The 20656-nt window shown below is 70.2% G+C and carries 22 protein-coding genes and 1 tRNA gene; 19 read left to right on the forward strand and 4 right to left on the reverse strand.

The features are described from left to right. Positions 1–19 precede the first annotated feature (19 nt). Complete coding sequence (locus PA27867_RS02600; RefSeq protein WP_066592801.1) at positions 20–433, reverse strand: DUF2255 family protein; 414 nt, start codon at positions 431–433, stop codon at positions 20–22. Positions 434–739: 306 nt separating this feature from the next. On the opposite strand from PA27867_RS02600, the gene PA27867_RS02605 reads away from it, so the two are divergent. The 3 genes from PA27867_RS02605 to PA27867_RS02615 are packed head-to-tail and all read left to right on the forward strand — an operon-like array spanning position 740 to position 1624. Beyond that, on the forward strand, positions 740–934 hold the full coding sequence (locus PA27867_RS02605) for a DUF4244 domain-containing protein (protein ID WP_066598881.1): 195 nt from the start codon (positions 740–742) through the stop codon (positions 932–934). Continuing rightward, positions 915–1268, forward strand: a complete 354-nt coding sequence (locus PA27867_RS02610) for a TadE family type IV pilus minor pilin (protein ID WP_066592803.1) — start codon at positions 915–917, stop codon at positions 1266–1268. Before PA27867_RS02605 ends, PA27867_RS02610 begins: the two co-directional genes overlap by 20 nt. Continuing rightward, entirely contained in the window at positions 1265–1624 is a 360-nt protein-coding gene (locus PA27867_RS02615) for an Rv3654c family TadE-like protein (protein ID WP_236900807.1), read from the forward strand. The genes PA27867_RS02610 and PA27867_RS02615 overlap by 4 nt, the downstream gene beginning before the upstream one ends. 21 nt (positions 1625–1645) lie before the next feature. Here the strand turns inward: PA27867_RS02615 and PA27867_RS02620 are convergent, their stop codons facing one another. Then, entirely contained in the window at positions 1646–1906 is a 261-nt protein-coding gene (locus tag PA27867_RS02620; RefSeq protein WP_066592806.1) for a hypothetical protein, read from the reverse strand. A 261-nt stretch (positions 1907–2167) separates the two neighbouring features. Between PA27867_RS02620 and topA the strand changes: the two genes are divergently transcribed. The 9 genes from topA (at position 2168) to PA27867_RS02665 (ending at position 12835) form a co-directional block, all read left to right on the forward strand. Then, positions 2168–5194 (forward strand): type I DNA topoisomerase, encoded by a 3027-nt coding sequence (gene topA / locus PA27867_RS02625; RefSeq protein ID WP_066592809.1) that lies wholly within the window; start codon positions 2168–2170, stop codon positions 5192–5194. A gap of 8 nt (positions 5195–5202) precedes the next feature. After that, positions 5203–5823, forward strand: coding sequence for a dTMP kinase (tmk, locus tag PA27867_RS02630; protein ID WP_066592813.1), 621 nt, complete (start codon positions 5203–5205; stop codon positions 5821–5823). A gap of 173 nt (positions 5824–5996) precedes the next feature. Beyond that, complete coding sequence (locus PA27867_RS02635; RefSeq protein WP_066592815.1) at positions 5997–7241, forward strand: DNA polymerase III subunit delta'; 1245 nt, start codon at positions 5997–5999, stop codon at positions 7239–7241. Between the two features lie 56 nt (positions 7242–7297). After that, entirely contained in the window at positions 7298–8830 is a 1533-nt protein-coding gene (locus PA27867_RS02640) for an alpha/beta hydrolase (protein ID WP_420480685.1), read from the forward strand. A gap of 60 nt (positions 8831–8890) precedes the next feature. After that, entirely contained in the window at positions 8891–9526 is a 636-nt protein-coding gene (locus PA27867_RS02645) for a TetR/AcrR family transcriptional regulator (protein ID WP_157109093.1), read from the forward strand. A 53-nt stretch (positions 9527–9579) separates the two neighbouring features. Continuing rightward, positions 9580–9655, forward strand: a tRNA-Thr gene (locus tag PA27867_RS02650). A gap of 213 nt (positions 9656–9868) precedes the next feature. Next, positions 9869–11146: an alpha-amylase family glycosyl hydrolase gene (locus tag PA27867_RS02655; RefSeq protein ID WP_066592829.1), complete on the forward strand. Its 1278-nt coding sequence runs from the start codon at positions 9869–9871 to the stop codon at positions 11144–11146. Positions 11147–11339: 193 nt separating this feature from the next. Next, positions 11340–11825, forward strand: coding sequence for an aminoacyl-tRNA deacylase (locus PA27867_RS02660; RefSeq protein WP_236900808.1), 486 nt, complete (start codon positions 11340–11342; stop codon positions 11823–11825). Positions 11826–11941: 116 nt separating this feature from the next. Beyond that, positions 11942–12835 carry an SGNH/GDSL hydrolase family protein gene (locus PA27867_RS02665; RefSeq protein WP_066592833.1) on the forward strand — a complete coding sequence of 298 codons (894 nt, stop codon included), beginning with the start codon at positions 11942–11944 and terminating at the stop codon, positions 12833–12835. A gap of 10 nt (positions 12836–12845) precedes the next feature. Here the strand turns inward: PA27867_RS02665 and PA27867_RS02670 are convergent, their stop codons facing one another. Continuing rightward, positions 12846–13058 carry a hypothetical protein gene (locus tag PA27867_RS02670; protein ID WP_157109094.1) on the reverse strand — a complete coding sequence of 71 codons (213 nt, stop codon included), beginning with the start codon at positions 13056–13058 and terminating at the stop codon, positions 12846–12848. 378 nt (positions 13059–13436) lie between these two features. Beyond that, positions 13437–13604, reverse strand: a complete 168-nt coding sequence (locus PA27867_RS02675) for a multidrug transporter (protein ID WP_066598886.1) — start codon at positions 13602–13604, stop codon at positions 13437–13439. Between the two features lie 60 nt (positions 13605–13664). Between PA27867_RS02675 and PA27867_RS02680 the strand changes: the two genes are divergently transcribed. From PA27867_RS02680 to PA27867_RS02710, 7 genes are all read left to right on the forward strand, one after another. Continuing rightward, positions 13665–14651 carry a Gfo/Idh/MocA family protein gene (locus tag PA27867_RS02680; protein ID WP_066592839.1) on the forward strand — a complete coding sequence of 329 codons (987 nt, stop codon included), beginning with the start codon at positions 13665–13667 and terminating at the stop codon, positions 14649–14651. A 161-nt stretch (positions 14652–14812) separates the two neighbouring features. Continuing rightward, complete coding sequence (locus PA27867_RS02685) at positions 14813–16441, forward strand: D-alanyl-D-alanine carboxypeptidase/D-alanyl-D-alanine-endopeptidase (protein WP_236900809.1); 1629 nt, start codon at positions 14813–14815, stop codon at positions 16439–16441. A gap of 23 nt (positions 16442–16464) precedes the next feature. After that, a complete protein-coding gene (locus tag PA27867_RS02690; RefSeq protein ID WP_066592842.1) occupies positions 16465–17061 on the forward strand; it encodes an isochorismatase family protein in 597 nt (198 codons plus the stop codon). 211 nt (positions 17062–17272) lie between these two features. Next, positions 17273–18103, forward strand: a complete 831-nt coding sequence (locus tag PA27867_RS02695) for a DUF4397 domain-containing protein (protein ID WP_066592844.1) — start codon at positions 17273–17275, stop codon at positions 18101–18103. 30 nt (positions 18104–18133) lie between these two features. Continuing rightward, a complete protein-coding gene (locus tag PA27867_RS02700) occupies positions 18134–18955 on the forward strand; it encodes a class F sortase (RefSeq protein WP_157109095.1) in 822 nt (273 codons plus the stop codon). A 162-nt stretch (positions 18956–19117) separates the two neighbouring features. Next, positions 19118–19693, forward strand: coding sequence for an RNA polymerase sigma factor (locus tag PA27867_RS02705; RefSeq protein ID WP_236900810.1), 576 nt, complete (start codon positions 19118–19120; stop codon positions 19691–19693). After that, the gene (locus PA27867_RS02710; RefSeq protein WP_066592852.1) at positions 19680–20615 is read left to right on the forward strand and encodes an anti-sigma factor domain-containing protein; all 936 of its coding nucleotides are present in this window, start codon (positions 19680–19682) and stop codon (positions 20613–20615) included. The genes PA27867_RS02705 and PA27867_RS02710 overlap by 14 nt, the downstream gene beginning before the upstream one ends. Positions 20616–20656 lie beyond the last annotated feature (41 nt).

The raw sequence follows: 20656 nt of genomic DNA on the forward strand, positions 1-20656 counted from the left end.
GACGGCGCCGCGCGGCGAGCTACTGCGCAGCGAGGCCGCCCGATGCGTCGGGGGAGGGAGTGATGAGTAGCGTGTGGGCGCGGGTGGCCGGGTTGGTCATGCCGAAGCTGCCCCCGTACTTGCGTACATAGGCTCCGTCGATCTCGTCGTGCACGGGGTCGTCGGGGTGCACAGACGAGAAGACTGCCGGCGACACGTGGTCCTCGATGCGCACGAGCCCGCGCCCGGCATCCCGTGCCCGGGGCAGCCATCTGCTCACGCCGCCATACCCCGCTCCGGACCGTACGTACACGTCGGCACCGACCCGCACCATCCACACGGTCACGAATGGGCGGATGCTGCGGTCCGCACGCCGGGAGGCGATCTGCAGCTCGGCCGCACGGTCGACGAGCTCTAACTCTTCGGCCGACCACCGTCGGGTCATGTCGCTCATTCAGCGGCCTCCTCACTCAGCGCTGACGCCTCCTCCACAGTCTGCCGCGCCGGCCCACTCTGCACAGACGGGCCGGTGCCGCCCTGCGGCCGTTGACGCCGGCGCAGGATAGCTGCACTCGGGCCATTCACACCGCGTCCTGTACGCGAAAGGAGATTTTCCATGACCGCTCTCAACCGCCCGCCTGCTCTGCCAACGGAGCATGATCCGGGAGACGATGAAGGTGCCGAGATCACCGCGCGGGCCTCGTCACCGTCGCGATACAGCCCCAGCACGGCGACCGGGGTACGCACCGGACTCGTCCGCATCCGCACGGTTCGCTCCAACACCCGCAGGGCGCTCCTGCGTCTCAAGGACGATCGCGGGGCCGCCACGGCGGAGTACATTGTCGCCACCATGGCAGCGGTGGGATTCGCCGGGCTGTTGATCGTCATTCTGCGCGGCGACGAGGTGCGCGGCATCCTCACCGAGTTGGTGCGCAGTGCGCTCACGGTGGGGTGACGCGCAGCGGGGCAGTGTCACGGCCGAGTTCGCCGCGCTGCTGCCGGCCGTGCTGCTCCTGCTGGGCTGTTGCCTGGGCGCGGTGCAGGTGGTTGGCCAGCAGGTGCGGCTGGCGGATGCCGCAGGGTCGGCGGCCCGGCTGCTCGCCCGAGGGGAGGGATCTGGTGCGGCGGCGGGGCTGGTGTCGGGTCTCGGCCTGAACGCTACCCTCACTGTGCAGCATCAGGGCGAGTTCGTCTGCGCCCAGCTCCGCGCCGTGAGCGCCTTCGGCCCGTTCGCCGCCGTGGGGCTCACCTTCGGGGCGCGCTCCTGCGCTCTGGCGGGCGGCCCGTGACCACGCCGGTGCGGCAGCCACGGGAGCACGGCTCGGGTTCGGTGCTCGCCGTGGCCGTGGTGGGAGCGATCGCGGCGGTGACGCTGCTCCTCCTGCCGATTCTCGGCCTGCTCACGATCGGCCAGACGGTGCGCGCCGCGGCCGACGCATCCGCGCTCGCCGGGGCGGACACGGCGGCCGGGCTGGTGCCGGGGGTGCCCTGCGAGTTGGCGCAGCGGGCGGCCGACCTCAATTCGGCGCGACTGGTGGCCTGCACGGTCGACGGCCTGGTGGTCACCGTCACGGTGACCAGGAACGCCGGCGGCTTCGTGCTGTCGACCCGGGCGAGAGCCGGGCCTCCCGCCGAGCCCGATTAGCCAGCCGGACGATTCAGTCGTCTAGGACGACGAGCCGGACGCTTCGAAAACGGCCTCCAGATAGCGGTAGTCGACGGCCGTGGGACGTTCGGGGTGTTCGGTGGAGTCGAACTCAAGCCCGGCGGCGCGGGCATAGAGGTAGCGCTTGCCGTGCGAATCCGACGGAATCTCGATGCGGGGCCGGGGATCGCCGGATTCGAGGAATTCCGTCGTGACGGTCTTGCCCTCGAGCGGGCCATCGGTGAGTTTCGCCGTATATGTGTCGTGCGTTGCTGTACCCATGTCTCCATTCTCCGTCTGGGCCCCCAGGAGGCAACCCCCAATCCGAATCCGGCGCTCGGGCAACGCCGGGCACCGCACGCCCCAGCGCATTTCCGGGAACATGTGCGGCGCCCGGCACAGGCCTTGCGTCGGGCCACAGTCGAGCTACCGTGGAGGGGATTCGGAGCCCTCCAGCGCGGTCTCGGTAGGCGCACACCCGATTCCTGTGTGTATGGTGTGGCTTGGTCGTTACACAGACCGTTACCTATAAAGAGGAGTCTGGTGCCAGGCACTAAGAAGCTGGTCATTGTCGAGTCGCCGACCAAGATGAAGTCGATCGCCGCCTATCTGGGCGACGGATACGAGGTTTTGTCGTCGGTCGGTCACATTCGAGACCTGATCGAGCCCAAGAATCTGCCGCCGGAGCTCAAGAAGGGCCCGCTGGGCAAGTTCTCCGTCGACGTCGACAACGGCTTCGAACCGTACTACGTGGTCTCCGACGCCAAGAAGAAGACGGTCAGCGACCTCAAACGAGCTCTGAAGAACGCCGACGAACTCCTCCTCGCAACTGATGAGGACCGCGAAGGCGAGGCCATCGCGTGGCACCTCCTCCAGGTTCTCCAGCCCAAGGTTCCGGTCAAGCGGATGGTGTTCCACGAGATCACCAAGGACGCGATCATCGCGGCCACCAACAACACCCGCGACCTCGACACCGCGCTCGTCGACGCGCAGGAAACCCGGCGCATCCTCGACCGTATCTACGGCTACGAGATCTCGCCTGTGCTCTGGCGCAAGGTGGGCCCCGGCCTGTCCGCCGGCCGGGTGCAGTCCGCCGCCACCCGCCTCGTCGTGGACCGCGAACGCGAACGCCTCGCCTTCGTCTCCGCCGGCTACTGGGACCTGTTGGCCCAGCTCGCTCCGGGCGCTTCCACGGAGAACGGCTTCCAGGCCAAGCTCGTTCGCCTCGGCGGCGAACGCATCGCCACCGGCAGCGACTTCGACGACACCGGCAAGCTCAAGCCGAAGGTCGTCGCCGCGACCCTCGACGAGGCATCCGCCCTCGCCCTCGCCGATGCCCTCAAGGTGCCCGGTGTGCCGATCACGGTCACCAAGGTGGCCTCCAAGCCCTACCGTCGCAGCCCTGCCGCGCCGTTCACCACCTCCACGCTGCAGCAGGAGGCCGCGCGGAAGCTGCGCTTCACCGCCCGGCAGACCATGAGCGTGGCCCAGTCGCTCTACGAAAACGGCTACATCACCTATATGCGTACCGACTCGCCGTCGCTGTCGCAGCAGGCGATCACCGCCGCCCGTAAGCAGGCCGCGTCGCTGTACGGTCCCGAGACCGTACCCGCGAGCCCGCGCCTCTACAAGGGCAAGAGCAAGAACGCCCAGGAGGCGCACGAGGCCATCCGCCCGTCGGGTGACACGTTCCGCACCCCGGCGTCACTGGCCAGCTCGCTGCGCGGCAACGACTTCAAGCTCTACGACCTGATCTGGAAGCGCACCGTCGCCAGCCAGATGGCGGATGCCACCGGATCGACCGCGTCGGTGACCATCGCCGCCGGGCCCACCGGTCAGGCCGCGCACCCCGCCGCGTCGGAGGCGCTCGCCGAGTTCGCCGCCAGCGGCACCGTGATCACCTTCCGCGGTTTCATGCTCGCCTACGAGGAGTCGAAGGACGAGGAACGCAACGCGTCCACCGACGCCACCGAGTCGAAGCTGCCGCCGCTGGAGGAGGGCCAGGCCCTCACCCTCGTCGAGGTGGAGGCCAAGGGCCACGAGACCACCCCGGCCGCCCGCTACACCGAGGCCAGCCTGGTGAAGAAGCTCGAAGAACTCGGCATCGGCCGCCCGTCCACGTACGCGTCGATCATCTCCACCATCACCGACCGCGGCTACGTCACCCCGCGCGGCCAGGCTCTGGTGCCCAACTGGATCGCCTTCTCCGTGGTGCGCCTGCTCGAGGAGTTCTTCTCCGATCTGGTGGAGTACGACTTCACCGCCGAGATGGAAGACGACCTCGACCGCATCGCCGGCGGCACCGCCGACCGGGTCGACTGGCTGACCAGCTTCTACTTCGGTTCCGAAAAGCACCGCGGGCTCCGTCAGGTGGTCGACAACCTCGGTGAGATCGACGCCAAGTCGATCAACTCGATCCACATCGTCGACGACATCACCCTGCGCATCGGCAAGTACGGCCCCTATCTCGAGGTCGTCGACCCGAGCGCGGGCCCGGATGTCACGCCCCGCCGGGTGAACATCCCGCCGGACCTGGCACCCGACGAACTCACCCCGGCCAAGGCCCGTGAGCTCGTCGACGCCCCGGTCGTGACCGACCGCGTCATCGGTGTGAACCCGGACAACGGCAAGGAAATCGTCGCCAAGGACGGCCGATTCGGCCCCTACGTGACCGAGCTCGAGCCGCCGGCCGACACCGACGGCCCCGGCGAGACCGTGGACCCGCTCACCGGCGAGGTCACCCAGCTGGCCGACGCCACGGTGACGGCCGCGGCATCCGCTGCCGGCGCCAAGCCCAAGCGCAAGGCCCCGGCCAAGAAGGCCGCCGCCGCGGTGAAGCCGCGCACGGCGTCGCTGTTCAAGTCGATGGACCTGGCCACGGTGGACCTCGACACCGCGCTGGCGCTGCTCAACCTGCCGCGCGTGGTGGGTATCGACCCGGAGACCCAGACCGAGATCCTCGCGCAGAACGGCAAGTTCGGCCCGTACCTGAAGAAGGGCGTCGACACCCGCTCGCTCACCAGCGAAGACCAGATCTTCGAGATCGACCTCGCTGGCGCCATCGACCTGTACAACCAGCCGAAGTACGGCGCCCGCCGTGCGTCCAGCGCGCTCAAGGACTTCGAAGAGCCCGACCCGGAGAGCGGCAAGGCCATCAAGATCAAGGACGGCCGGTTCGGCGCCTACGTCACCGATGGCATCACCAACGCCACCATCCCCAAGGCCGAGAGCGTCGAGGAGGTCGACTACGAGCGCGCCGTGCAGCTGCTCGCCGACAAGCGGGCCAAGGGCCCGGCGGTGAAGAAGGCTCCGGCCAAGAAGGCGGCCCCGAAGAAGGCTCCCGCCAAGAAGGCCGCCGTGAAGAAGGCGCCGGCGAAGAAGGCCGGCAGCACCACCACGACGGCCGCCAAGCGCGCACCCGCCAAGAAGACCGGTACCTCGTCCGCGACGCCCGGCACCGCGCCGCGCGCCGAACGCACCCCGGAGCAGAAGGCCGCCACCGCCGCGAAGGCAGCGGCCACCCGGGCGGCCACCGCGGCCGCGAAGGCGGCCCAGGCTTCGCAGTCGTGACGGATGCTGTGACGCCCGGCCTGTTCATCACCCTCGAGGGTGGCGACGGGTCGGGCAAGAGCACCCAGGCCCAGCTGCTCACCGACTGGCTCCAGGCGCAGGGGCGCACGGTCGTGCGTACCCGCGAGCCCGGCGGAACCGAGGTGGGTGTGGAGATCCGCGAGATCGTGCTGCACCACCGCGGCGAGGTCTCCCCGCGCGCCGAAGCTCTGCTCTACGCCGCCGACCGGGCCCAGCACATCGCCACGCTGGTGCGGCCGGCGCTCGCCCGCGGTGAGATCGTCATCCAGGACCGCTACCTCGACTCGTCCGTGGCCTACCAGGGTGCCGGCCGGGTGCTGGGTGGCACCGAGGTGCGCGACCTCTCGCTCTGGGCGGTCGAGGGTCTGCTTCCGCACCTGACCCTGCTGCTCGATCTCGACGAGACCGCCGCCCGCAGCCGCCTCGACGCCGACAACAAGGTCTTCGACCGGCTCGAGGCCGAGAAGGGCGAGTTTCACGCCCGGGTGCGAGCGGCCTTCCTCGACCTGGCCGCTGCGGAACCCGACCGCTTCCTGGTGCTGGATGCCGCAGCGCCGATCGACGAGATCGCGGAACGCATCCGCGCCCGCGTTGCCACCCTGCTCTAGCCGCGGCTCCCGGCTGCGGTGAGCTGCCAGTTGCGGCCGCTTTGCGGGCATCGAGGGGGCATCACCTGGCAACTCAGCGTGTCCAGCGGTTGCTCGGCGACCTTGGAGCGCATCCGAAGCCGGACAGCTTCTGAGGGCACCGGCTTGTCGGCGGGGCCGGGTACCCTTGTTGAATGGCAGTGTGGGACGACCTGACGGGTCAAGCAGACGCGATCGCCATCTTCCGTGCGGCAGCAGAACGCCCGGGAGCGGTCGCCACTCTGGAGCGCCCCGACGGTGACACGGATGCCGCCGCAACCGCTGACCCGGACGCCGCGCGCGCCGGAACCGCGAGCCCCTCTTCCACCAGTACCTCGGCGTCGATGACCCACGCCTGGCTGATCACCGGGCCGCCCGGCTCCGGGCGCTCCAACCTGGCGTTCGCGTTCGCCACCGCGCTGCTCAGCGACGGCACGCCCCAGGGGGACACGTCCACTGGCCGCCTCGTCGACGCGCGCACCCACCCCGACCTCACCGTGCTCAGCACCGAGGGCGTCATCATCAAGATGGAATCCGTGAAAGAGGCCGTAGCCCGGTCGCAGTACTCCCCATCGGTGGGTCGGTACCGGGTCGTTGTCGTCGAAGACGCCGACCGCATGGTCGAGCGCACCTCCAACGTGCTGCTCAAGGCGCTCGAGGAGCCGCCGGAGCGCACCGTGTGGATCCTCTGCGCCCCCAGCGAGGCCGACCTGCTGCCCACGATCCGCTCCCGGGTGCGCACCGTGCGCCTGCGGGTGCCGAGCATCGCCGACGTGGCGACCCTGCTCATCCGCCGCACCGGCGTGGACCCGACGATCGCCGAACGGGCGGCGCGGGAGGCACAGAGCCACATCGGAATGGCCCTGCGGCTGGCGACCAACGCCGAGGCCCGGGCCCGCCGGGAGGAAACCCTGCGTGCGGCCCTCGGTCTCACCGGGGTGTCCAGCGCGGTGAACGCCGCCGCCCGGCTGCTGGCCATCGCCGGCGACGACGCCAAGGCGATCACCCTCGAGCGCGATGCCACCGAGCGTGAGGGTGTGCTGCGCTCGCTCGGTGTGGAGCCGGGCCAGTCTGTGCCGCCCGCGCTGCGCGGCCAGATCAAGGCCCTCGAAGACGACCAGAAACGCCGCGCCACCCGCAGTCTGCGGGACGGCATCGACCGGATCCTGGTGGATCTTACCTCGCTGTACCGGGATGTGATGATGGTGCAGTTGGGCCGGGACGACACCCTGATCAACCTCGAATTACTGCCCGAACTCCGCCGCGCCGCGAACGCCTGCGCGCCGGCCGCGACCGTGGCCACGATGGATGCCATCGCCCTGGCCCGGCAACGCATCGAAGCGAATGTGGCCCCGGCACTGGCACTCGAGGCCATGCTGGTCTCGATGATCCGCCGCTGACCCGGCCTGCCGCCGATGTTGACGACACCAGACGAAAATCCGAAGAAGGGGAACCCGTGAGCAAGCGCACACGCGTATTCACGACCATGGCGGCCGCGGTGGCGCTCACGCTCGGACTGACCGGCTGCGTGCCGTGGTTCCTGCCGCAACCGGCGCCGTCCACCTCCACTCCCACCGGGGAGAACGTGGAGGGCGACCTCGCCCCCTTCTACGGCCAGGTGCTGGCGTGGACCGACTGCGAGGACGGCATGCACTGCACCACCGCGACCGCCCCGCTGGACTGGGACGACCCAGCCGCCGGGTCGGTCGACCTGGCGCTGGTGCGGCACCCCGCCACGGGTGACCGGATCGGGTCCCTGCTGGTCAACCCCGGCGGCCCGGGCGGCTCCGGTTACGACTTCGTCAAGGACTCCGTGGACTACGCGACGGATGCCGCACTGCAGGCCCGTTACGACATCGTCGGCTTCGACCCGCGCGGGGTCGGCAAGTCCTCGGCCGTGGCCTGTTACGACCCGGCGCAAATGGACGAGTACCTGTATGGGCTCACCACCGCCGAGCGTGGCAGCGACGCCTGGCTCCAGGAGCAGGAGGCCAGCGCCGCGGGCTTCGCGGCCGCCTGCGCGGACAAGACCGGCGCCTTGCTCGGCGAGGTCGACACCAAGAGCGCCGCCCGCGACCTCGACCTGCTCCGCGCCGTGCTCGGCGACAAACAGCTCAACTACCTGGGCTTCTCCTACGGCACTTTCCTCGGCGCCACCTATGCGGAGCTGTACCCCGACAAGGTCGGCCGCCTCGTGCTCGACGGCGCACTGGACCCGTCCACCAGCAACTTCGAAGTGACCAGCACCCAGGCCAAGGGGTTCGAGAGCGCGCTGCGGGCCTACCTCACCGACTGCCTGGCCGGCAAGGACTGCCCGTTCGACGGCACCGTCGACGACGCCATGGCCACCATCTCGGCCTTGCTCGCCTCGGTCGACGCCAGCCCCATCACCGCCTCGGACGGCCGCCAACTCGGCGCGAACTCGCTGCTCACCGCCATCATCTACCCGCTCTACCAGGCCACCGCGTGGAGCTACCTCAGCGACATGTTCGAGGGCGTTTTGCAGGGCAGCGCCGACGGCGCCATGCAGTTCGCGGATGCCTACAACGGCCGCAACGCCGACGGCACCTACCTGGACAACTCCACTGAGGCGTTCATGGCCATCAACTGCGTGGACTACGCCTACAACGCCGACCCGGCCAGCATGCGGGCCGAGGCCGCCCAGATCGAGCAGATCGCGCCCACCATCGGCAAGTACATGGCCTACGGCGACATCTCCTGCGCGGCGTGGCCGTACACCTTCACCGGAGAACGCCAGGAGATCCACGCCAGCGGCGCCGCCCCGATCCTGGTCGTGGGCACCACCAACGACCCGGCCACACCGTACGTGTGGGCGCAGAACCTCGCTGCACAGCTGGACAGCGGCCAGCTGGTGACCTACGAGGGAGAGGGGCACACGGCGTACAACAAGTCGAACTCCTGCGTGAACGACGCCGTGGACAACTACCTCATCGACGGCACGGTGCCCGCGACCGACCCGATGTGCTGACCGGCTCCCGCCCGGCATCCCACTGGGCGGGCCGTTTGCGCCGCGTGCAAGAATTGAGCCATGGCTATGGGAGCTGACGGAGTGGGGCTGCGGGAGCGCAAGCGCCTCGCCACGCGCCGGGAGATCCAGCGGGCCGTGCTCACCCTCTGCTCCGAGCGGGGCATCGACAAGGTCACCATCGAGGAGATCAGCCGGCACGCCGACGTGTCGCCGCGCACCTTCTTCAACTACTTCGCGTCCAAGGATTCCGCCCTGGTCGGCGACGAGCTGGAGCTGGCCTGCGACTCCGACATCGAGGCGTTCGTGGCCGCCGGACCCGGCGATGTGCTCACCGACCTGGCCACCCTGCTTGCCCAGAGCCTGCAGAACACCGACGGCGACCGCGAAATCCACGAACTGCGCCGCGCGGTGATGAAGGAGAACAGCTACCTGTTCACCATGCGGATGGCCACCCTGCGCAACTTCGAGGCCGGTCTGCAGGCCATCGTGGAGCGCCGGTTCGCGGCCGACGACCCCCGCCTCGCCCAGAACCCGCAGGCGTTGTCGCAGCGGGCGTTGCTGTTCACCCTGGTCGCCATGGCGGCAACCCGGCACGCCTGGCGGTGTTGGGCAGAAGCGGACGATTGCAGTCCGCTCTCGGCGTGGGTGGCCAAATCGTTCCGCGAGCTGTACACGGTGACCTCTCCGACCGACTAAGCTTGGATGCTGTGTCACCGAGCGTTCTTGCGCAAGGAAGAATTCGGTCTCACGCCGCCTTAGCTCAGTTGGTAGAGCGATTCACTCGTAATGAATAGGTCATCAGTTCGATTCTGATAGGCGGCCCCACCAAGGACCGAAGCCGAGAGGCTCCGGTCCTTTTTTCATCCCCTGCGCCAGCACGCTCATAGCCCTTGGTAGTGCCATGCATAACTCCTGCTGGATTCGGCTACATCCCGGTCAGGCAGCAGATCCAGCAGTGGGTATCAGAGAATTGCAGGAGTTGTGCTCCAGGCCGCGGGTGGCGGGCCGGTGAACGCGTGGCCGCGGTAGGGTCGAGGCGTGCCTGACTGGACCGAACACGTGATCTGGTGGCACGTGTATCCGCTCGGCTTCGTCGGAGCGGACGTCACCGGCGTCGACCGCCGGCCGACGCACCGGCTGCGGATGCTCGTACCCTGGTTGGACTATCTGCTCGAGCTCGGCGCCAACGGCTTGGCCCTCGGCCCGGTGTTCACCTCCCGCACGCACGGTTACGACACCACCGACTACCTCGAGGTGGATCCCCGGCTCGGCGACACCGCTGACCTCGAGTACCTTCTTGCCGAGGCGCACAGTCGCGGTATCCGGGTGATGCTCGACGGGGTCTTCAACCACGTGGGCCGCGAGTTCGGACCGTTGGTCACCGCGCTCGCCGACCCGGCCGCGCCCGAGAACGCCCTGTTCCGGCGCACGCCCACGGGCGACCTGGTGGCGTTCGAGGGGCACGACGCCCTGGTGACCCTCAACCACGCCGACCCGGCCGTCGCCGACCTTGTCGCCGGCGTGATGACCTACTGGCTCGACCGGGGTGTCGACGCGTGGCGCCTCGACGCCGCCTACGCCTTGCCCGCGGAGTTCTGGGCGGGCGTGCTCCCGCGGGTGCGCGACCGCCACCCGGAGGTGTACGTGATGGGCGAGGTGCTGCACGGCGACTACGCCGAGTTCGTCGCCGCATCCGGGGTCGACGCCGTCACCCAGTACGAGCTGTGGCAGGCGATCTGGCACGGCCTGGCCGAGGCCAACTTCTTCGAGCTGGACTGGACGCTCACCCGGCACAACGCGTTCCTGGGCGCCTTCGTGCCGTACACGTTCGTGGGCAATCACGACGTGACCCGGCTGGCCAGCCAGATCCCCGACGCGCGCCACCAAGCGCATGCCCTCGTGCTGCTGCTCACCCTGGGCGGCACCCCGGCCATCTACTACGGCGACGAACGGGGCCTGCAGGCCGTGAAGGAGGAGCGCGCCGGCGGCGACGATGCGATCCGGCCGGCCTATCCGGAGAGCCCCGCCGACCTCGACCCGGCCGGTGCTGCCACGTTCGTGCTGCACCAGGAGCTGATCGGGCTGCGCCGGCGGCACCCGTGGCTGCACACGGCCACGAGCCGGCCGCTCACCCTCACGAACACCGGGTACGTGTTCGAGGTGACCGACGGCAGTCATCGCCTGGTCGTGGCGCTCAACCTGAGCGACGAGGCCTTGCCGGTCGACACGGATGCGACCCCGCCGCTGGCCGGCACGGCCGACGCAGGCCCGGCCGGGGTCACGGTACCGCCGCACGGCTGGGCGATCTTCGGCTGAACGATGCGACCTCGCTGGTCTAGTGCCGGTTGCCCTTCAGTCGAACGGCCCACGGCGCCCGGAGATCGTCGTGGCGCAGGTTTGTCGTCGTGGCGCACGTTTGTGTGGGGTTTATCTCGCGCCGCGAGACGGAACGTGCGCCGCGAGCATCCGCGCGCTGGCACCGGCACTCGCGCGCATGGTTGACTCAGGTATGGCTGAAACAGGACGCGAACGGGTCGAAGCGGATGCGCGGGCGCGCGGACTCGAGATCGACATCGTCGAGCGGCCCCCGGCCGACAGCCTCGAGAGCGCGGCCCGGCTGCTGGGGATTGAACCGGCCGGCATCGTGAAGTCCCTCGTGGTGAAGCGGCACGACGGCGACTACATCTTCGTGCTCGTGCCCGGCGACCGGCAGATCAGCTGGGCCAAGCTGCGCGCGCTTGTGGGCGTGAACAAGCTCTCGCTGCCACACGAAGACCTGGCGCTGGCCGCCACCGGCTACTCCCGCGGCACCATCACCCCGCTGGGCAGCAGCACCGCCTGGCCGGTGTTCGCCGACGAGCGGATGCGCGGCACCCGCGTGGCGATGGGCGCGGGTGAGCACGGCTACTCGGCGTTCGTGGACGCGGATGCGCTGATCACCGCGTACGACGCCACGGTCGCCGACATCACCGACGAGCTCAAGCCCCGCTCCTAATCCGAGTGACACGCCCCTCGCGACCTGGGACTTAAGCACGTGTCCGGGGCTCTTTGGGGCTTTGCTCACGGTTCGCGGGGATGGGTGCGCTCGCCGTCGCCTCCTAGGCTGGGGAGATGGCCGACCCGCGCACTCCGACGAACGACCACCGCACAGCGACGAACGTCCCGCGCACGCCGATGAACGACCGGCTTGTTCCCGCGAAACCGGCCGGGCCAACGCGCCGGCACAAGATGCTGCTGCTGGGCGCAGGTCTGCTGGTGGTGCTCGGCGGCACGGCCGCGGTCGGGTTTGCCCTGACCGGCTTCGGCGCAGCATCCACCTCGTCGTTGGTGCCCACCCTGCCCCCGTCCGCCGCGGAACCTGCGCCGGCGGCATCGCCCACCGACTCCGCGGAGCCCGGCGAAGCCGCCGAGCCGGCCGCGCCGGTGCCATCCCCTGCCCCCGTGGCCGTCTTCCTCGGCGACTCCTACACGCAGGGCTATGGCGCGGTGCCCGTGGAGCGACGCTGGTCCTCGTTGGTGGCCGCGGACGCCGGATGGACCGAGGTGAACCAAGGCCTGGGTGGCACCGGGTATGTGACCCCCGCGGACCTGCACGCCTGCGGCCTGGACTACTGTCCCACCTATGTAGAGCGGGTGCCGGGCGTGATCGCTGCCGCCCCCGACATCGTCGTGGTCGCCGGCGGGCAGAACGACCGCTGGGCGTTGGCCGGCAACCCCGATCAGGTGCGGGCGGCGGTCGACGCGACCTTCGACGGCATCCGCCAGGGGTTGCCGAATGCTCGCATGATAGCCGTGGGCCCGTCGACCGCCGAAGCGCCAACGGCGCTCATCGTGGAGCTGGACGGCTGGGTGCGGGCCGCCGCCGAGCGCGTCGGTGCGGAGTACGTGAGCCTGATCGAACCCGTGCTGATCGAGGAGGCGATGATCGCGCCTGACCGGGTGCACGTGACGGATGCCGGCTATCGCGCCCTCGCTGACCGGGTGCTCGCGCAGACCAACCGGTGAGGCTGACCGGTCAGCGGGGCAAGCGGCGGTCCTTGACCACCAGGACCACGAAGACGTAGAGGCCCACCAGCTGCCAGAGCGCACGGAACAGCAGGTCGGTGGGGGAGTTGCGGAGGCAGAAGTCGGGCGGGGGCGGGGTCGCCGGCCGCGTGGAGGAGACGGGACTCGGCACGACTCGCTGGTGCTGAGCCGTGCGCCGGGGGAGAAGCAGATTCTCGCTCACGGGCGTCAGCGTACGCGCGGCCGGTGACGGCTCGGCAAACGGCAGGTGACGCATCCGGGACGCCGCAACTCGCTGGTTGAGCTTGTCGAAACCAGGTGGCGCACCCGCCAGCCCGGTTGTCGTCATGAGACCGGCTTCCGGGGTCTCCTCAGGAAGTGCACTTCCTGTGGAGACCTCGTGACGTGCGTGCATATCGCTGCCCCGTCGCTGGTCGAGCCTGTCGACTTGTGCTGAGCCTGTCGAAGTAGACCTCGTGACGTGCCTCGAGATCCGCTCACCGGGTCTCGACAAGCTCGACCAACGTATGGGTGCGTTCTACAGGCCAGCCCGACGAGTCTCGGCGCGACCGGTGTGGTGCGCAGACTCGGCTGCTGCGACCTACTCGGGGTTGCCGGGGCGCACGGCGGCCGTGTCGGCCACGTCGATGCGCGTGACCCCGTCGGACTTCTCCTCCACGGTCACCCGCGGCGCGGCATCCGCCTCGCTCGCCTTGGGTGCGGTGGTGAGCTGGTCGTGGCGGTTCTCGTCGAAGGATTTTTCGCTCATGAACGGCACAATAACACGCCAATCGGGGGAGCCGCCGGGCCGGTTCGCTAGGCTCGCAGCATGACTGAAGCACTTCGATGGGGAATCTTGGCCACGGGCGGAATCGCCCACCAGTTCGCGGGCGACCTGGTGAAGAACGGTTTCATGGTGCAGGCCGTCGGCTCCCGCAGCCAGGCGTCGGCGGATGCATTCGCCGCCGAATTCGGCATCCCCACCGCGCACCCCTCCTATGAGGCGCTCGTGGCGGACCCGGAGGTGGACATCGTCTACGTGTCCACCCCGCACCCGTTCCACGCGGCCAACGCCGCCCTCGCCCTCGAGGCCGGCAAGCACGTGCTCGTGGAGAAGCCGATCACCCTGAACGCCGCCGAAGCGCGCACCCTGGTGGCGCTCGCCGAGAGCAAGAACCTGCTGCTGCTCGAGGCCATGTGGACCCGGTTCCTGCCGCACATGGGGCGCATCCGCGAACTGCTCGCCGCCAACGCGCTCGGCGACGTGCACACGCTGCTCGCCGACCACACCCAGGACCTGCCCGACGATCCGGAGCACCGCATCAACTCGTTGCCGCTGGGCGGCGGCGCGCTGCTCGACCTCGGCATCTACCCGGTGTCGTTCGCGTCGGCACTGTTCGGTGCGCCGGAGAAGATCCTGGCCGCGGCCACGTTCAAGGACACCGGGGTGGATGCGCAGATCGCCAGCGTGTTCCGCTACCCGGGCGGGCAGATCGCAACGCTGCACTCCGCGAGCGACACCAAGGGACCGAACACCGCGAGCATCCTCGGCACCGCCGGACGCATCGACATCGACGCGGTCTGGTATTCGCCCACCTCGTTCCGCGTCTACGACAGCAACAACGAGGTCATCGAGAGCTATGACACGCCGGAATTCGTCGGGCGGGGCATGCACTTCCAGGCCACCGAGGCCGAGCGTCTCGTGGCCGCCGGACTGATCACCAGCGAGCTGCTGAGCACCGCCGAGTCGGTGCAGATCATGGAGACCCTCGATGAGATGCGCGCGCAGATCGGTCTGGTCTACCCCGGCGAGTAGCCGTCCGCCGGGTGACCGTGCCGAAGCGGGTCGACCGCTTAGACCGCACGGCCGGTGAGCCCCGTGGTGCTGGATGCGCCCACTAGAGCGGGCGCATCCAGCTAGTCCGGGCGCTCGGCTCGACGGAGGGGGCTCACACCCTCGCTCGCTAAAATGCGGTGGTGGATACTCCAGAACCGACCGTGCCGAACTCAGGGGACCCCTCGACCGACCCGTCCGGGCAACCGACCGAACGCATCGGCACCGCGGATGCCGCCGCCGCGCCGGCCGCCCCGGCTGGGGAATCCACCCAACGCCTTGAGGCCTCCACCTCTGACGGAGCCGGGTCGGGCGCTCCGGCCGGCACCGGCGCAGCCGCCGGCACCGGCGCATCCGCGAACCTCGCAGCCCTCTGGGCCAACCGGCGGCTGCGCGTCATCCTCGCGGCGGCCGTGGCCTTCGTGCTGCTCGGCAGCGGGGCCATCTGGGCGGGCGCCGCCACCGGAGGCCTCGAACCGCGGGCGGTTCCCGCGGCCGGGACCATGAGCACCCCGACCCCCACTCCCACTCCCACCCCGACCACCCCGGAGTTGCGACCGGCCCCCGCGTCCGCCACCACGGCTAGCCCGCTGCGCACCTGCTCGGTGGCCGACCTGGCCGGCGACTCCCGGCTCGGTGACTTCCAGGCGCAGGTCGTGAACGCCGCTACCGGCGAGATCCTCTTCGACCGCGGTGGCAACACCGCATCGCGCGCCGCCAGCGTGCTCAAGGTGCTCACCTCCGCGGCCGCCCTGAGCGTGCTCGGACCGGATTACCGCGCCACGACCACGGTTGTGGCCGGCAGCGAGCCCGGCCAGATCGTGCTCGTCGGCGGTGGCGACCTCACCCTGTCGAGCACCCCCACGGGTGACGAATCGTTCTACGAGGGCGCGGCCCACCTCGACGCCCTGGCCGAACAGGCCCGCACCGCGGCGGAAGGGCCGATCACCTCGGTGGTCCTGGACTCCTCCTACTTCGGTGACCCCGGCTGGGAACCCAGCTGGGACCGCAAGGAGCAGACCGACGGCTACATGCCCGAGATCACCGCGCTGCAGGTCGACGGCGACCGGAACGACCCCTACCGCAGCACCTCCGCGCGCAGCGACGACCCCGTCGCCCGCGCCGGCGCCGCCTTCGCCGATGAACTCGGCGGCGACGTCAGCGTGAGCGTGGGCACCGCCCCGGCCGGAGCCACCGTGCTCGCCTCGGCGCAGTCCCAGCCGGTGTCGGTGCTCATCAAGCAGTCCCTGATCGTCTCCGACAACGCCCTGGCCGAGATGCTGGCCCGCCTGGTGGCCGTCGAGGGCGGCTCCGGCAACACCTTCGGCGCCATCGAGCCCGCCGTGCTCGCCGGGCTGAAGGGGTACGGCATCGACACCACCGGCATCCGCATCGTGGACGGTTCGGGCCTGTCCGACAACAACGCGGTACCCCCTGCCTACCTCACCAAGCTGTTCCAGAAGATCAACGCCCGCGAGGGCAACCTGGGCGTCATCTTCGACGGCCTGCCCGTCGCCGGTGGCGACACCGGGTCCCTGTCGTACAGCGACCGGTTCACGGGCGCCAACGCGGATGCCGACGGTGCCGTCTTCGCCAAGACCGGCTGGATCGACACCGGCTACACCCTCTCCGGCATCATCAACGCCGACGACGGCACCACCCTGACCTTTGCCGTATACGCGCTGGGGGATGTGGGCGATAATGCGAAGCAGGCGATCGATACCATCACGACGGGGTTCTTCCGCTGCGGGAACAACCTCTCGAACAACTGAATCTCAACGACAGGAGTGCTTCCGTGACCCGCGCACTGATCATCATCGACGTTCAGAACGACTTCACCGAGGGCGGCGCCCTGGGCGTCGCCGGCGGGGCGGCGGTGGCCGAGGCCATCAGTGCGCTGCTCACGGCGCATCCGCACAGCTACGAGCACGTCTACGCCTCGCGCGACTGGCATGACGCCGAGGGCGGAAACGGCGGCCACTTCGCGGTGGACGCCGAACCCGACTACGTCGACACCTGGCCGGTGCACTGCGTGGCCGACACCCCCGGCGCCGAGTACCACCCGGCGTTGCACCTGCCCGAGACCACGGTGCATATCCTCAAGGGCCAGGGCCAGCCGGGCTACTCGATCTTCGACGGCGTCGACGCCTCGGGCCAGAAGTTCGGCGAGTTGCTCATCGCCGACGGCGTGACGGATGTCGATGTGGTCGGGCTGGCGACCGACTACTGTGTGCGGGCCAGCGGGCTTGACGCCCTGGACCACGGCCAGCACGTGCGGGTGTTCACCGACCTCGTGGCCGGGGTGGCGCCGGAGTCCAGCGAGAAGGCACTCGCTGAACTCGCGCACGCCGGCGCGGTGCTGGCGACCTCGGAACTCGTCGAGCAGGCCTGAGTTCGCGGCGACGCATCCCAATAGAGTCCGCCCTGCAGGAGTTGCACCGTTGGTGCCTCTCCAGGGCCTCCGCCGGGCCCTGACGTGGTATTTCGGGGCCGGGCGGGTTTTTTTACGGGTGGGTGCATCCGAACGGGGGTCTCTTCCGGAAGTAACGGGTAACGGGTAAACCGACAGGTTCCCGCTCTCGTTTCACTGACTGGAGGAAACCATGCGCAAGACCCTTATCGTCGGCGTCGCAGCCGGCGCCCTTGTCGCCCTGGCGGGAATCGCCCCGGCGAACGCCGCAGACGACGTCGCCCAACTCTCGGTGTTGCACGGGGTTCCCGGCCTCACCGTCGACGTGTACGTGAACGGCGACCTCACCCTCGACAACTTCGAGCCCGGCGACCTCGCCGGCCCGCTCGAACTGGCGCCAGGCACCTACACGGTGGCGATCACGGCCTCGGATGCCGCGGACGCGAGCTCGCCGGCCATCGGCCCAGTCGACCTCCCGTTGGAGGGCGGCAAGAACTACACCGCCGTGGCCCACCTCGACGCCGCCGGAACGCCCACCGCCACCCTGTTCACCAACGACATCAGCACCGTCGGTGCCGGTGAAGGCCGGCTCACCGTGCGTCACGTGGCCGCGGCTCCAGCTGTGGACATCCTCGCGGGCGGCACGCCGGTGATCACCAACCTGAGCAACCCCAACGAGTCGCTGCTCACCCTGCCGGCCGGCACGGTATCGGCCTCGGTCGCCGCGACCGGAACCACCGACCCGGTGGTCGGCCCGGCCGACGTGAACGTGGCCGAGGGAACCAACACCATCGTCTACGCCTGGGGCAGCCTCGCCGACAAGAACCTGGCGCTGGCCGTGCAGACCATTGACGGTCTGCACTCCAACCCCGACGGTGTCCCGGCCGGCAGTGCCGGCCTGGTCGCCACCAACCAGCCCGGTGACGCCACCGGCTGGTGGATCGGCGGTGCGGCCCTCGCCCTGGTGCTGGCCATCAGCGCGGCAGCGGTCTACGGCACCCGTCGCGCCGAGGCGCGACGGTAGCGGAAACCGATACGGAAAGGTCGGGTCACGGTGAGCGCGTTCGGGATGCCCACCGTGGCCCGCGCCGCGCGGGAGCGGGGCCCCCAACCGGCCCGCTCCGGCCGGCCCGGCCGGCCCGCCGTGGGCACCGCCTTGGTCGGCGGGCTGCTGGCGGGGCTGCTCCTGCTCAGCGGATGCGCCGCCCCGGGTGGGGCGCCGGCCGGCACTGATCCTGTCGGCGGCGCCTTCACCGGCCTGGGCGGCCCCGCCTCCGCCACGCTTCCCGGCAGCATACCGGGCGGCTCCCCGGCCCCCGATGTGCAGGCCGCGGTCACCGTGCCGCGGATGACAGCATCCCCGGCGCCCTCCCCGGCGGCCACCGTGCCCCGGCAGTCCGCAGCCCTGGCCGCGCAACCGGCTCCGGTCAGCGCCCCGGTGCGGGTGCGGGCCGACGCCCTCGACATCGACATGCCCATCGAGGCCGAAGGCCTGGGCGACGGTGGGGCGATGGCGCTGCCGGCCAACCCGGCCGTCGCCGCCTGGTACCGGTACGGATCCGGTCCAGGCAGCGCCGCCGGCGCCACCGTGCTCGCCGCGCACGTGGACTCCCTCGCCTACGACATCGGCCCGTTCGCCGCCCTGGCCGATGCCCCGGTGGGAACGGAAATCGTGTTGGAGACCGCCGACGGCGGCGCGCACCGGTACACCGTCGCATCCGTCGAAAGCCAGAAGAAGCCCGAGGTACCGTGGGCGAGCGTCTTCGACCGCACCGGGCAGCCCCGGCTCACCCTGGTGACCTGCGGCGGCGAGTTCGACTACGACGCCCGGCGATACCTGTCGAACGTGATCGTGACGGCGGTGCCTGCGCCATGACCGGGGCCCGGATGCTGCGATGGATGACGCCCGAACGGGGCGTGCGGGAATCGGCCGGTCGTGGTTATGCTGGTCGCACTTGCGAGCCGGCACCAGCGGGTCGCGAGGAATGAGATGGACACCCGCACCACGCGGCATCGATCCCGGAGGCCACACGGCTACGTGAGCGCACCCTACGCGAACAGCACCGACGACGAACGCGACCTCGCGAGCCTGGTCGCTGCCTTTCGCGCGGGCGACGAACGGGCGCTCGCCGAGACGTACGCACGCTGGTCGTCGCTCGTGTACACCCTCGCGATGCGTTCGCTGGGCGACGCCGGCGACGCCGAGGACGTCACCCAGAAGGTGTTCATCGCCGCCTGGCGCGGGCGCGGCGGCTTCGACGAGGCCCGGGCACCGCTGCCGGCCTGGATCGTGGGCATCGCCCGGCACTGCATCGCCGACGCTCACGAGGCCCGGGCCCGGCAACGGCGCATCGAACAGAGCCTCGTCGACGACGCCGACACCCTCGCCGTCGACGAGTCGGCGGATGTGGCCGAACGACTTCTGCTGGGCGAGGAACTCAACCGGCTCGAACCTGTGCCGCAACGGGTGATGCGGCTCGCGTTCTACGAAGACCTCACCCACGTGCAGATCGCCGATAGCCTCGGATTGCCGCTCGGCACCGTGAAAAGTCATATCCGCCGCAGTCTCACCCGGCTGCGCACCCGATTGGAGGCGAACGATGACGCATCTTGACCGCGACACCCTCGCCCTGGTCGCGCTCGCGGAGCTCGAACTCAGCCCCCAGGAACGCGCCCATCTGGCCGACTGCCCCGGCTGCACGGGCGAGCTGGATGCGTTGCGCCGCACCGTGTTGATCGGCCGCAGCGCCGGCAGTGTCGACCTGGTCGAACCGGCGGATGCTGTCTGGGGGCGCATCCACGCGGCCCTCGGGCTGTCCGAGGACGTGGTCGGGGTACCGCGACTGGCGGCTCCGCAGGACGCCGCGGCCGCGGAGGAGCTTGTTGCGGACGGTGCTGCCGTGCGACCGGAAGGTCCCGTGGCGGCCGACGCTACGGAGGTCGATCCGAGAGGTGAGAGCGACGAGGTGCCGTGGGCTCCGGGCGCACCGAACGGTCCTGGTCACACGGGCGCCGCGGTTCCGGGCGCTGGGCATCGTCACGTGACCGGCGGGGCGGCGCGAGGGCCGGCATCCGTCGTAGATCTCGGCCGCCGGCGGCGCCGCTGGCTGCCCCTGGCCGCCGCCGCCTGCGCGGTGGGCCTGGTGGGCGGCATCGCCGCCGGGGCCTGGTGGCAGGCGACCCGGCCGCCCGCGCCGGTGCCGGTGATCGCCGAGGCGCAGCTCGACGCGCTTCCCGGCTGGACGGCCAGCGGCAGCGCCGCCGTGGAAGAGGACGCGGACGGCCGGCGCGACGTGGTGGTGGACCTGACCGAGGGCGACGCCACCGCCGGGCTGCGCGAGGTGTGGCTGCTCACCGCCGACGCGACCGGGCTCGTGAGCGTGGGGCTGCTCGACGGCTCGAGCGGCCGGTTCAGCATTCCGGCAGACCTCGACCTGTCCCAGTACCCCGTGGTGGACGTCTCCGCCGAACCCGACGACGGCAACCCGGCGCACTCGGGCGACTCAATCGTGCGCGGCACCCTGCACGGCCTCTAACCGCGCCAGGGCGCCGCCGGCTCGCCCCGAGCGGGGGATTG

The organism is Cryobacterium arcticum (genome assembly GCF_001679725.1).
Lineage (GTDB): Bacteria > Actinomycetota > Actinomycetes > Actinomycetales > Microbacteriaceae > Cryobacterium > Cryobacterium arcticum_A.

Excerpts from the sequence above, each read along its gene's own strand:
- PA27867_RS02600 (WP_066592801.1), bottom strand. The coding sequence starts at position 433 with ATGAGCGACATGACCCGACGGTGGTCGGCCGAAGAGTTAGAGCTCGTC.
- PA27867_RS02620 (WP_066592806.1), bottom strand. The coding sequence starts at position 1,906 with ATGGGTACAGCAACGCACGACACATATACGGCGAAACTCACCGATGGC.
- PA27867_RS02635 (WP_066592815.1), top strand. The coding sequence starts at position 5,997 with ATGGCAGTGTGGGACGACCTGACGGGTCAAGCAGACGCGATCGCCATC.
- PA27867_RS02645 (WP_157109093.1), top strand. The coding sequence starts at position 8,891 with ATGGCTATGGGAGCTGACGGAGTGGGGCTGCGGGAGCGCAAGCGCCTC.
- PA27867_RS02660 (WP_236900808.1), top strand. The coding sequence starts at position 11,340 with ATGGCTGAAACAGGACGCGAACGGGTCGAAGCGGATGCGCGGGCGCGC.
- PA27867_RS02665 (WP_066592833.1), top strand. The coding sequence starts at position 11,942 with ATGGCCGACCCGCGCACTCCGACGAACGACCACCGCACAGCGACGAAC.
- PA27867_RS02675 (WP_066598886.1), bottom strand. The coding sequence starts at position 13,604 with ATGAGCGAAAAATCCTTCGACGAGAACCGCCACGACCAGCTCACCACC.
- PA27867_RS02680 (WP_066592839.1), top strand. The coding sequence starts at position 13,665 with ATGACTGAAGCACTTCGATGGGGAATCTTGGCCACGGGCGGAATCGCC.
- PA27867_RS02695 (WP_066592844.1), top strand. The coding sequence starts at position 17,273 with ATGCGCAAGACCCTTATCGTCGGCGTCGCAGCCGGCGCCCTTGTCGCC.
- PA27867_RS02710 (WP_066592852.1), top strand. The coding sequence starts at position 19,680 with ATGACGCATCTTGACCGCGACACCCTCGCCCTGGTCGCGCTCGCGGAG.